Source organism: Kaistella sp. (genome assembly GCF_032060305.1).
GTDB classification, from domain to species: domain Bacteria; phylum Bacteroidota; class Bacteroidia; order Flavobacteriales; family Weeksellaceae; genus Kaistella; species Kaistella yananensis.
The window spans coordinates 1-12,197 of sequence record NZ_DAMBHK010000068.1 but is presented as its reverse complement, the minus strand read 5'-3'; the positions used below and the strand labels follow the sequence as shown (position 1 = coordinate 12,197).

Here is a 12,197-nt window from a genome sequence, read left to right as displayed (position 1 = left end):
TGGACCGAAACCATTGAAGCTGACCATTCCATGTTCGACCTGAAACTCGGCGAAGTCTGGCGATACAGGGATTTGGTGTACATGTTTGTCAAGCGGGATTTCGTTTCATCGTTCAAACAGACGATTCTGGGACCTGTGTGGTTTTTCATCAATCCCATTTTAACTACCATTGTTTTTGTCGTGGTTTTCGGTAAGATTGCAGGTCTTTCAACAGACGGTTTACCGCAGATTCTCTTTTATCTTTCCGGTGTGACGCTTTGGAATTACTTCTCTACTTCCTTAACCAGCGCCTCCAGTGTTTTCACAGCGAATGCTGCAATTTTTGGGAAAGTATATTTCCCGCGGCTTGTAATGCCAATTACGATTGTCATTTCCAATCTTATGCGGTTCGGTGTACAGTTTATACTTTTCCTTCTGGTATGGCTCTATTATTTGACCAAAGGTGATATCACTCCAAATGTATGGTTACTTGCAACACCCTTATTAATAATATTGATGGCTGCATTTGCAATGGGAGCAGGAATGATTATTTCGTCGCTCACTACAAAATACCGCGACCTGCAGATGCTTCTCGGATTTGGGGTGAGCCTTTTTATGTATGCCACACCGGTAATTTATCCGCTTTCGTCACTTTCAGGCATCTGGAAAAAAATCGCCATGTATAATCCACTCACCGGAATTTTCGAATGTTTTAAATACGGCTGGCTGGGTTCCGGAGATTTCTCACCCGTAATGCTCCTCACCAGTTCCGTCATTATCTTTGTATTGTTGGCCATAGGAACTGTCGTGTTTAACAAAGTGGAAAAAAGTTTCATGGACACTGTTTAATCCTTACCCTAAACCTCAGCCAAAAGATGCTCGCATTAAAAGCAGAAAATATATCAAAACAATACCGCCTGGGCCAGGTAGGAACCGGCACGCTTTCGCACGACCTGAACCGTTTCTGGGCGCAGATCCGCGGCAAGGAAGATCCATACCTGAAAATTGGAGAATCCAATGACCGAACCTCCAAAGGTGAAAGTGAATATGTATGGTCCCTGCGCGACATCAATTTTGAGATCGAACAGGGCGACGCGGTAGGTATTATCGGCAGAAACGGTGCGGGAAAATCCACGCTGCTGAAATTATTAAGTAAAGTCACCAAACCCACCACCGGAAAAATTTACACCAACGGCCGTATTGCCTCACTTCTGGAAGTGGGAACCGGCTTCCACCCCGAAATGACCGGCCGCGAAAACATCTATTTGAACGGCGCAATCCTCGGAATGACCCGTAAAGAAATCACCCGGAAATTCGATGAAATTGTAGACTTTTCCGGCGTTGAAAGATATATTGACACCCCCGTGAAGAGATATTCTTCTGGAATGTACGTCCGTCTGGCTTTTGCCGTTGCCGCACATTTGGAATCCGAAATTCTCATCGTAGATGAAGTTTTAGCGGTAGGCGATGCCGAATTCCAGAAAAAATGCCTCGGCAAAATGGGCGATGTAAGTAAGGGCGAAGGCAGGACGGTGTTGTTTGTGAGCCATAATATGGCAGCAGTTTCACAACTTTGTCATTCAGGCATCTACCTTAAGGATGGAGAAATTCTACAGCATGGAAATGTCAAATTAATTATTGATTCCTATTTAAAAAATTCCCAAAAAGGTAGTGCAATATATATTAATGAAGAACAAAGAAATGAAGATATTTTCTTTAGAAAAATAGCTATACTAAACAAGAACCATACTCTGGAAACTTCATTTGATTATGATGATGAAATAATCATTAATCTTGAAATTGATAATATAAAAAAAATCCAAAAAGCAAACATATTTGTAACAATACAGGATGCTTTACAAACCAGAGTTTTTTCTGCGGAGACGCCTTTGGAAATCAATAAGAACAACTACGAGCTCCTCATCGAACCTAAATTCCTAACTGCAGGATCATATAATATAACAGCATTTATCCATATACCACAACTATTTAGATATGATTCTGTAGAAAGCGTATGCTATTTTGATGTTGTAGATACAGGGTCAGCATTCACGGTTCACGGTAATTACCACCATGGAGTTGTTTTCGGAAAATTTGAATGGAGATAAAAATATGAGAATAAAAATTATAAAAAACAATCAACTTGTCATTAATAAAAGTGAGTTGAAAAAGCTTCAACTGGCGGAGCTTTATCTAAAGGACAAATATCATCGAATCACTTCAGAGGAAAGCACTAAAGAAATTGAGAAAAGACCCCTAAGATTTGAGGTCATTAATTTTATTCTCGAAAAAATAGGCGGAAAAACGACTTATCTTGAAATTGGCGTCCGGAATCCTGAAGATAATTTTGACAAAATCAATGCTTCATTAAAGTACAGCGTAGATCCGGGCTATGAAAATGAAGAAAATAATGTTGATTTTAAACTAACTAGTGATGAATTTTTTGAAAAACTGAAGAGCGGTAATATATTAAACCCGGAAATTAAGTTTGATGTTGTTTTCATTGACGGATTACACCTAGCCGATCAGGTCGAGAAAGACATTACCAATTCTCTAAATTACCTGAAAGAAGATGGTTTCATTGTAATGCACGACTGCAACCCTCCAACGGAGTTTCACGCTGCTGAAAATTACTATTATCGACTGTCTCCATCCGGGGGTTACTGGAATGGAACAACGTGGAAGGCTTTTTTCAACACCAGAAAACGTACAGATATATACAGTTGTTGCATTGATACCGACTGGGGCGTAGGTATTATCTCAAAAAAAATAAATTTGGGCCCATCAACAAACGTTCACAATCCATATTTTGAATATTATGTAATGGAGAAATATCGAAAAGAAAGTTTGAATCTGGTAACTTTTGAGAACTTTAAAACATTAGTCTCAAAATAGAAATTCAGCTAAATATGGTCTAGCCATAAATCAAAATAATCCTGTAAGCTCTAAATTATTGATTATTATATCATGTTTTATTTTAGAAGTGATAGTAAATAGTCATTCAAATTGTCATAAAATTAACTGCTTCCCAAGAAATTTAGTATTATTATATTTAGTAATGAACAAACTTGCCATTGTTATTCCTTATTACAAAATCGCGTTCTTTGAAGAAACGCTTAAATCTGTTTTCGCCCAAACAGACAAAAGATTTACGCTGTATATTGGCAATGATGCAAGTCCTGATAATCCAAAATCTTTGATTAATAAATACTTTCCTGCCGGTAATTACAACTATTACGACTATTCTGAGAATATAGGCAGCAAGAACTTGGCGATGCAATGGAAACGTATTTTAGATAATGTTACTGAAGAGTGGTTCCAAATTTTGGGAGATGATGACATGATTAGTGAGAATTTTGTAGAAACATTTTATGAAAATTTAGATACTGTAATTAATGATGGTTCATCTGTAATCCGAAGCCCACATATTCATATTAATAAGAATGGTACAATTATAAAAGATTTTACTTTCCAAGATAGAAACAGTAATGCAGCGACTTTTTTTCAGAATATTACTCAACGTAGGATATCTGCATCACTATCAGAGAATATTTTTAAATATGCCGAATACCTGAAAGTTGGATTTAGAAATATTCCTTTAGCTTGGGGCACCGATTATTTAGCTATTTATGAATTCTCAAAAAAAAGGCCTATCTTTTTTTTACAAAACTCTTTGGTATCAGTTAGGGTCACAGATTTAAGTATTTCCGGACGTAACGACAACGAAAAAGAGAAAAGATCGGCAAAGATTAAATTTTACGAAATAATTTTGAAAGATCATTTACAAGATCTTGATATTAAGTTTATACTGGATTTGGTAACTGGGTACCTGAAAGAAATGAGAGCAAGCAAAAAACTAGTAAGCGCCAATATTGTCACAAAGTTTATTTTTCGACCACGGACGCTCATAAAAATTATCACAAATAATTTCGTGGTCTTTGCGAAAAATATCAAAGCTTATAAAAATTCAAAAAAATTTGGTCAATTATAATATATGGTTTCAGTAATAATTCCGACATACAATAACGCGATGTACATCCAGGAATGTATACAATCTGTTACTACACAAAGCTACACGGATTGGGAATGCCTTATCATTGATGACGGATCTACAGACGAAACCGCCGTTCTGGTAAAAGAAATGACAGCTGCTGATAATAGAATTAAATATATTCACCAGGAAAACAGCGGTGTTTCAGCTGCAAGAAACAAAGGAATAGGAGATGCTTCCGGAGAATATCTTTTATTCTTAGATGGTGATGATACATTAAACCCTTTGGCCTTAGAAAAAATGACAGCTATACTGGAAAATAATTCTGATGCTTTACTTGTTTATTCAGACGCTGCCATATTCGGCATTTCACAGAATTATTCTCACCTACACGACACCTTTACTCTTTCTGATCTATTGAAGCAAAATCAAATGTTTATCACAAATTTGGTAAGACGCAAAGATATTGGCGACAAAATTAGATTCGATTCCAATATTTCCAGTGCTTATGAAGACTGGGAATTCTGGATTCAATTGGTTGCAGCATATCCTGAAAAGAAAAAAATTAAAATTGATTATTGCGTTTTCAATTACAGAAAACACGGTAATTCCAATATGCTGAAATTAAAATCTGAATCAGAAAAGAGAAAAAAAGCATTTGATTACGTGTACATGAAACATAAAAATTTGTATGATAATTTATTTACGGATTACATAACAACAATGAACCGTAAAGATTTTTATGAACAGAAACTGGATAAAATTTATAGCAGTCTTCCTTACCGTATTTACAGCAAAATAGTCAGCTTCTTCAAATGAAACCATTCCTCCACATCATCACTACCCGATTCAATGTTCCAACGCAAAGCTGGAACATAACCCGCGATGGGAAAGCTCCGCTTTCTGAGGAATGGCATGAACACCGGTTTGAAGTTTTTCGTAAATTTACATTGCCATCTTTTAAGAATCAGATTAACCAGGATTTTGTCTGGTTAGTTTTCTTTGATGTGAATACAGATCCAAAGTATAAAAAAGTCATAACTATTATTCAAAAAGAATATCCCAAATTAATTCCTGTTTTTATCAATGAATTTGCTCAGATGCAACCTTGGATAATAAATTTTATAAAAACAAAAAAAGAACAGTTTCAATTTGTTATCACCTCCGATATTGACAATGATGATTTATTGCACAAAAAATTTACCCAAACAGTGCAGCAGTATTTTAAACCTGTTCATGATTTGGTAATAGATGTGCGAACCGGAATACAGCTTGAAATGAACGGAAAAAATGCAAAGGTCTTCTCGGTAAATATGGCGGCGAGCCCTTTCGTTTCTTTAGTTGAAGAGATTAACGAGGCCGGCTCAGTGATCAAAGAACCGTATCACAGTAAGTACAGGATATATAACGAGTATTCTTTTTTTGACCGCGAAGCCTTATTTATTCAGTTTGTTCATCCATTTAACATGGTGAATAATATTCGGGCTGACAACAAACGCCTGTACGGTTTCGATTATGCTTCATTCGGAATGACTGCACCTCTTGAATTCACAATTTCATCTATTTCCACCTTCATCCATAATACAAAGCGTAATATGAGACTGGCTCACAATAAAATATTGAGAAAATTAAAAAGTAATTCCGAAAGATGAATAATTTCCCTGTCAGCATCGGCATTCTTTCCTGGAACAGCGGTAAAACGCTGAAAAACACGCTGGCATCCTACCGCAAAAACGGACTGTTGGACCTGTCAGAAGATATCACCATTCTTTTTCAGGAGGTAAGTACTGAAGATAAAAAACTGGCCAAAAAATTTGGCATTAACTATATCGGATTAAACGAAAATATCGGAATCGGAAAAGGAATCTCGAAACTGATCAAAAATGCCAAACATGAAACTGTCCTTTTCCTCGAACACGACTGGGAACTCATTAAAAATCAAAAAACCGTCTTTTCACAACTTCAGGAAGGACTGAATATGCTGGAAAATGGTTTTGATATCGTGCGCTACCGCAGCAGAAGTAACCCGGGTTATCCGGTTCACTCGATGAAACATAAAGGAAAAGAACTGGATTATTACGATACATGGCATAAAGTGAATGCTCCACATTTGTTAGAATCTCTGTACTGGCTCGATCCGGCTGAAGCTTTTCCTGATAAAATTCAGAAAGAAGGTGGGTTTTTTGTTACCAACAGCAGATGGGCGAACTGGACCAACAATCCTTTTCTCTTAAAGAAAAGTTTCTTCAAAAAAAATATTCAGGAAATTGCTGAAAAGTCGGAACATTTCGAAAGGGATATTGCAGAATGGTGGGTAAATCAGAATTTTAAAATTGCCCAGGGTGAAGGTATGTTTATGCACAATGATTTGAAAAAGCATCCCAAAGAAAACATACTGCAAAAACTGATAAGGAATTTTAAAAATCGTCTCCAGCAATGAAAATACTCTTCCACGAAAACGAACTTAATTACCGCGGGACATCAATCGCGATGTACGATTATGCCCATTTCAATGAGGAATTTCTCGGCAATGAGTCGGTGATCACCTATGACAGGAACTGCAAAACCAATCATGCGCTAGGTATTGAAAAATTCAAAAACCGATTCCAGGTATTGGCCTATGATGATTTTTCGGAAGTAGATCAGTTCATCAGCAGGAACAGCATAGATTTGATGTATGCCATCAAGAACGGAAACAACGACGGCGTTTTCAGCAAAGAATGTAAAACTGCCGTGCATGCCGTATTCAAGTATTATGAGCCACACGGTGATGTTTATGCATACGTTTCAGAATGGCTTGCTGATGAAATGACGCAGGGAAAATATCCCTTTGTCCCCCACATGATTAATTTTACCGAAGACACCACTGAAGACTTAAGAAAACAGCTGGGCATCCCTGGAAACGCAAGGGTATTTGGTTACTATGGTGGTGCACAGAGTTTCAATATAACGTTTGCGCAAAAAACATCAGAAGAAATTGCGCGGAAATACAAAGACATTTATTTCCTGTTCATGGGAGTAGATTCATTCGCAAAAAACAGATGGTGGAAACCGAAAGCGGAAAATATGATATTTTTACCACCAAGTTCCGATGTGCTGTACAAACTTAAATTCATTAATACTTGCGACGCACTTCTTCATGCAAGGGAGCGTGGAGAAACATTCGGAATTACCGTTGCGGAATTTGCACTTAAAAATAAACCCGTTATCACTTTTGCTGATTCTCCTGAGAAGGCTCATCTTATGGAATTGGGAAATAGTGCCTACCTTTATAAGAATTCCATCGAGCTGAAACAAATTATTATGGATACTGATCTTTCCCGTTCTGCTCGGGAATCTTACGAAAAGTTTCTGCCAAAACCAGTGATGGAGAAGTTTAAAAATGTCTTTATGTAAAAAAAGCACAAATGAGGATCATAAAGTCAATCAATTCAGTCATCTTTCAGGAAGGCATAATCAATTTTATTAAACGAAAACAGAATAAAACATTTCTGGATAACAGGTTGTTGTACACTATAAATTATAATGGAAAGAAAACTAAGATTTTCCTCAACAAAAAGTTCGGATTTGTTGATAATTATATTTTTGAAAATGGTATTTACGAAAAGGAAATTATTGATGATATCCGCAGCGAACTTTCCAGTGAAAAAACATTTCTGGATATCGGGAGCAATATTGGTCAGCACAGCCTACTTTTAGCTCCATACTGTAAACAAATCTTCGCTTATGAGCCGATTCCGCTGATTTATACGGAATTTTTGAATGGCATCAAAGCCAACGGTTATAAAAATATCGTTTTACAAAACACCGCTATAGGAGCGCGCGAAGAAAACAGAAAAATATATTTTCATATTGGAAACAGTGGCGCCAGTTCCTTTCTCAAAAACAGGGAAAACAACCCGGAAATTCTGGTAAAAATTAATACGCTTGCAAACACATTGCCAAAAAATCAGGAGTTTCATGTGGTGAAAATTGATGTGGAAGGATTTGAAGCGGTGGTCATTTTAGGGAACAAGGAAATTTTCTTAAAAAACAGACCGACCATTTTCCTTGAGTTCTCACCAAATTGTATTCGGAGAGAAGGAACTTATAGCCCAGAAGTATTGTTGAACTTCTTTCTCAATAACCACTACGAAATTTTCTCTCGCGTATTAAACAAAACATTTACAGAAGATGATCAGGAATTGTACCAAACTGACAATTTAATTTTAAGACCAAAAGCAATATAACCATGTGCGGAATCGCCGGAATCATAACCTCAAACGCCAAAAACTATACTGAAGAAGTTCAGCAAATGACCCGTGCCATCGCGCACCGCGGTCCGGATGCGGAACATCACGAGTTTTTTAAAAATGCTGCACTCGGGCATCGCAGACTCTCGATTGTGGATCTTTCCGAAACTGGAAAGCAGCCTATGTTTTCCAACACCGCGAACGAATGTATTGTCTTCAATGGTGAAATTTATGGTTATCAGGAAATCAAAAAAGATTTCGCAGACTATCCATACCGTGGCAGCTCGGACACCGAATTAATTCTCGCCATGTATCAGAAAAAAGGGAAAAACCTTTTGGAAAAACTTCCCGGAATGTTTGCTTTTGCGATTTGGGACGAAGAAAAACAGCAGCTCTTTTGCGCACGCGACCGCTTCGGCGAAAAACCGTTTTACTACGCCATCGGAAAAAATGGTGAATTTATTTTCGCTTCAGAAATAAAAGCCATCTTAGCGAATGGAATAATAGAGCCTAAAATCAACAACGAAGCACTTTACCACTTTTTACAATATGGTTATGTAAGTACTTATCAAAGTATTTATTCTAATATTTTTACACTTCCTCCTGCGCATTTTCTTACTTATTCAAATGGAAAAATTTCAGTTGAAAGATATTACGAAATCCCAAAAAATGAATTGGGGATTTCACTTTCCGATGCAAAGGAAGAATTTACATCTTTGCTGAAAAATGCAGTCCAGAAACAACTTGTAGCCGATGTTGAGGTCGGAAGTTTCTTAAGCGGTGGCTTAGATTCTTCCACAATTGTCGCGATGGTGAATGAATTTAAAGACAAACAAACCACCATCAGTTTTGGATATTCCGGTGAAGACAGCGAGTTGAAATTTGCAGATGAAATTGCGGCGAAATACCACACCAACCATATTGAAATTTACGAAAACCGAGGGGATATCGCCGCCGAATTGCTGAAGATTTTTCCTTTTTTTGATGAACCGTTTGCAGACATGAGCTACGTTCCCCAATTTAAAATTTGCGAAGCAGCTGCAAGACATTTGAAGGTGGTTTTGGCAGGAGATGTAGGCGACGAGCTTTTCGGGGGTTACAGTTTCTACAATGTTGAGAATCAACTGAAAAACCATTTCAGCTACAACAATATTTTGTATAAATTTGGATTAAAACAGTTCGGAAAATTTCGGGAAACCTCCTACTTAACCAAAGAAAATATCAAACATAAAAACATCCTCGATTTCCATCAAAATAGCGTAAGAAATTTTTTCAGTTCTAAAGAAATCGCAGAATTGGGAATAAATGCAAAATATTATCAACAGTATAGTTTCAAGGCAAATCCACATTCGTTGAACGATATCATGAGAACTGATTTGGAAAAGTATGTGCCCGGAAATATGCTCGTGAAATCCGACCGAATGGCGATGGCAAATTCACTGGAAGTTCGGACTCCTTTTTTAGATAAAGATTTCGCAGAGTTCTGTATCCAACTTCCAGAAAATTTAAAATTAGATTCCGAAAACGACAAAATCATCCTTCGAGAAGCAATGGGAAATTATTGGACGGAAACCATCCGAAACCGCCACAAACAGGGCTTTGGTTCTTCGGTAGAAAAATGGTTCGAGGAAAAAAGTTTGATGGAACTGTCGGATGATTTATTGAAAAACAGATCGTCGAAAGTGTTCGATTTCATACACTTTTCTACTGCACAAAAATATTTGAACAGAGATAAAAAACATTGGAACCTGCTGCAATTGGCCTTGTGGGCAAATCACACGAAACAACTAATCCACTAAACCCCTATTCTATCTTGGATATTTCCGTCATCATCCCAGTTTACAACGCCGCCACTTTCTTGCGCAAAGCGGTGGAATCTGCTGTGAATTTAGATGAGGTGAAGGAAATTCTTTTGGTTGAGGATGCTTCAACAGACAATTCCTTAGAGTTGTGCAGAACTTTGCAAACCGAATATCCCAAAGTAAAACTTTTTCAACATCCTGATCAAGGAAATCATGGCGCGGGAGCAACCCGAAATTTGGGATTGGAAAAAGCAACTCAAGAGTTTATTGCGTTCTTGGATGCCGATGATTATTATCTTCCGAACCGTTTCGAAGCGGAAAAAGAAATTTTTAGGAATGAAAAAATTGAAGGAGTTTTTAACGCGATTGGAACTGAATTTCTGACTGAAAAAGGAAAAGCGGAATTTCAGGAAAAATTCAAAAATATCGAATTGACAACCGTCAAAAAACACGCCGAAGGAAAAGATGTTTTTTTTGGATTATTGGGATTGAAAAACGATTTTGGAACTTTTTTTCACCTCAACGGATTGACAGTTCGGAATATAAGCATTAGAAAAAATAATCTAAAGTTCAACGAAAACCTTCGTGTTCATCAGGACAGCGATTTCATCATTAAATTGGCGTATCACAGTCATTTAAAATCTGGAAATATCACCGAAGCCGTTGCCGTTCGCGGAGTTCATGATGACAACCGGATTACCAAAATCGAACTTTATTCCGAATTATACAACCAAAGACAGTTCCTGCTGTGGGATTCTGTTTTTCAATGGTCCAAGGACAAAGACTTACCAGGCAAATTTCGGAATCACATTTTACTGAAAAGAAGATCTTTTGAATTATCTTTGAAAAAAGGCTGGAAAAAATATGTACTGTTTTTTTTAACCGCTTTTTTTAAACCAGAAATCCTGAAGACCAGATACCGTTTCACTGTCCTAAAAAGGTAGATTATATCAATAACTATATTCGCACGCTTCCGCATGAAAATCTCTGTCATCATTCCCGTTTACAATGCCGAAAAATACGTCACCAATGCGGTAGAATCTGCGCTGCACTTTGATGAGGTTTTTGAAGTGATTTTGGTGGAAGACAAATCTCCCGACAACGCTTTGGAAGTTTGTAAAACTTTGGCCGAAAAGCACGAAAAGGTAAAACTGTTTCAGCATCCAGATAAAGGAAACCACGGAGCAGGCGAAAGTAGAAACGTGGGGATGAGAAATGCTACGGGAGATTTCATCGCTTTTTTGGATGCTGATGATTTTTTTCTTCCGAACCGTTTTGATGCAGAAAGAGAATTATTCAAAAATCCTGATGTGGATGGAGTTTACGGCGCAATCGGAGTTCATTATTGGTCCGAGAAGGCGAAAGAACAATATTTCAATATTTACCAAGATAAATTGACGACCGTTTACAAAAAATATCCGGCTGAAGACGTTTTTCCCGGGCTCATCGGTATGCGCGGAAGTTTCGGATTGTTCAGTATTGATGCTTTAACGATCAGAAAATCTGCATTAGACAAAATGGACGCGTTGATGAAAACCGATTTGAAACTTCACCAGGATACTGATTTTCTGATGCGGCTTGCCTTTTATGCCAAACTTTATCCCGGAATTTTGGACGAACCTGTCGCCGTTCGGGGCGTGCACGAAAGCAACCGGATTTCCCAAGTTGATTCCGGTAAAATAAAGCCTGCGGCAACAAGAGTGCTGCTCTGGAATCACCTGAAAAACTGGGCCGAAAACGAACCGGAAATACCTAAGGAACAACTGTTGCACATCAAAAGAATTCACAGAAGTTTCGAAATTGCAAATGCACCATTGCCTAAAAAATGGATAATGATTGCAAGTGATTTAATCACAGATTTTAAAGGGATAAGATCGGGGCTTTATAATATTAACTGGAGAAAAGATTTGATGTAAACTTACTTTACAAAAACACCCACAAACTTCCCTTCAAAATCCACCACCGTCGGCTCAATCCCGTTTTTCTCACAAAAATCCTGAAAGGCAGAGTTGTCATTGATGTCGTCGCTGATGAATACACCGCCTTTCCTTAATCGCGAATAAAGCTGACTGTAAGCCCACATCATGCCATCATAGGCTTTATCGGAATCATAATGCACCACATCAATCTCCTGTGTCTCACCGAAGATCCTCGGTAAAGACTCTCGGTCGGCATGACGGAAGAGTTTCCAGC

Annotated in this window: 12 protein-coding genes and 1 pseudogene; 12 read left to right on the top strand and 1 reads right to left on the bottom strand. The window is 37.7% G+C overall.

Going from position 1 to position 12,197, the window contains the following annotated elements; translation table 11 throughout:
- The 12 genes from V5N63_RS09495 to V5N63_RS09440 form a co-directional block, all read left to right on the top strand.
- On the top strand, positions 1-828 hold an 828-nt coding region (locus tag V5N63_RS09495), incomplete at its 5' end, for an ABC transporter permease (protein WP_332033756.1).
- 26 nt (positions 829-854) lie between these two features.
- Complete coding sequence (locus V5N63_RS09490; RefSeq protein WP_332033755.1) at positions 855-2,087, top strand: ABC transporter ATP-binding protein; 1,233 nt, start codon at positions 855-857, stop codon at positions 2,085-2,087.
- Positions 2,074-2,874 (top strand): class I SAM-dependent methyltransferase, encoded by an 801-nt coding sequence (locus V5N63_RS09485; RefSeq protein ID WP_332033754.1) that lies wholly within the window; start codon positions 2,074-2,076, stop codon positions 2,872-2,874. Before V5N63_RS09490 ends, V5N63_RS09485 begins: the two co-directional genes overlap by 14 nt.
- 163 nt (positions 2,875-3,037) lie before the next feature.
- Positions 3,038-3,970 carry a glycosyltransferase family 2 protein gene (locus tag V5N63_RS09480; RefSeq protein WP_332033753.1) on the top strand — a complete coding sequence of 311 codons (933 nt, stop codon included), beginning with the start codon at positions 3,038-3,040 and terminating at the stop codon, positions 3,968-3,970.
- Between the two features lie 3 nt (positions 3,971-3,973).
- Positions 3,974-4,789 carry a glycosyltransferase family 2 protein gene (locus tag V5N63_RS09475; protein ID WP_332033752.1) on the top strand — a complete coding sequence of 272 codons (816 nt, stop codon included), beginning with the start codon at positions 3,974-3,976 and terminating at the stop codon, positions 4,787-4,789.
- Positions 4,786-5,622, top strand: coding sequence for a glycosyltransferase (locus V5N63_RS09470; RefSeq protein ID WP_332033751.1), 837 nt, complete (start codon positions 4,786-4,788; stop codon positions 5,620-5,622). Before V5N63_RS09475 ends, V5N63_RS09470 begins: the two co-directional genes overlap by 4 nt.
- On the top strand, positions 5,619-6,410 hold the full coding sequence (locus V5N63_RS09465) for a glycosyltransferase family 2 protein (RefSeq protein ID WP_332033750.1): 792 nt from the start codon (positions 5,619-5,621) through the stop codon (positions 6,408-6,410). The genes V5N63_RS09470 and V5N63_RS09465 overlap by 4 nt, the downstream gene beginning before the upstream one ends.
- The gene (locus V5N63_RS09460) at positions 6,407-7,366 is read left to right on the top strand and encodes a hypothetical protein (protein WP_332033749.1); all 960 of its coding nucleotides are present in this window, start codon (positions 6,407-6,409) and stop codon (positions 7,364-7,366) included. The genes V5N63_RS09465 and V5N63_RS09460 overlap by 4 nt, the downstream gene beginning before the upstream one ends.
- A gap of 11 nt (positions 7,367-7,377) precedes the next feature.
- Positions 7,378-8,199 (top strand): FkbM family methyltransferase, encoded by an 822-nt coding sequence (locus V5N63_RS09455; protein ID WP_332033748.1) that lies wholly within the window; start codon positions 7,378-7,380, stop codon positions 8,197-8,199.
- A gap of 2 nt (positions 8,200-8,201) precedes the next feature.
- Positions 8,202-10,001 carry an asparagine synthase (glutamine-hydrolyzing) gene (asnB, locus tag V5N63_RS09450; protein ID WP_332033747.1) on the top strand — a complete coding sequence of 600 codons (1,800 nt, stop codon included), beginning with the start codon at positions 8,202-8,204 and terminating at the stop codon, positions 9,999-10,001.
- On the top strand, positions 9,968-10,948 hold the full coding sequence (locus V5N63_RS09445) for a glycosyltransferase family 2 protein (protein WP_332033746.1): 981 nt from the start codon (positions 9,968-9,970) through the stop codon (positions 10,946-10,948). The genes asnB and V5N63_RS09445 overlap by 34 nt, the downstream gene beginning before the upstream one ends.
- A gap of 33 nt (positions 10,949-10,981) precedes the next feature.
- The gene (locus V5N63_RS09440; RefSeq protein WP_332033745.1) at positions 10,982-11,920 is read left to right on the top strand and encodes a glycosyltransferase family 2 protein; all 939 of its coding nucleotides are present in this window, start codon (positions 10,982-10,984) and stop codon (positions 11,918-11,920) included.
- Positions 11,921-11,922: 2 nt separating this feature from the next.
- On the opposite strand, the pseudogene V5N63_RS09435 reads toward V5N63_RS09440, so the two are convergent.
- Positions 11,923-12,197 (bottom strand): annotated as a pseudogene (locus V5N63_RS09435) (class I SAM-dependent methyltransferase); the annotation flags it as partial.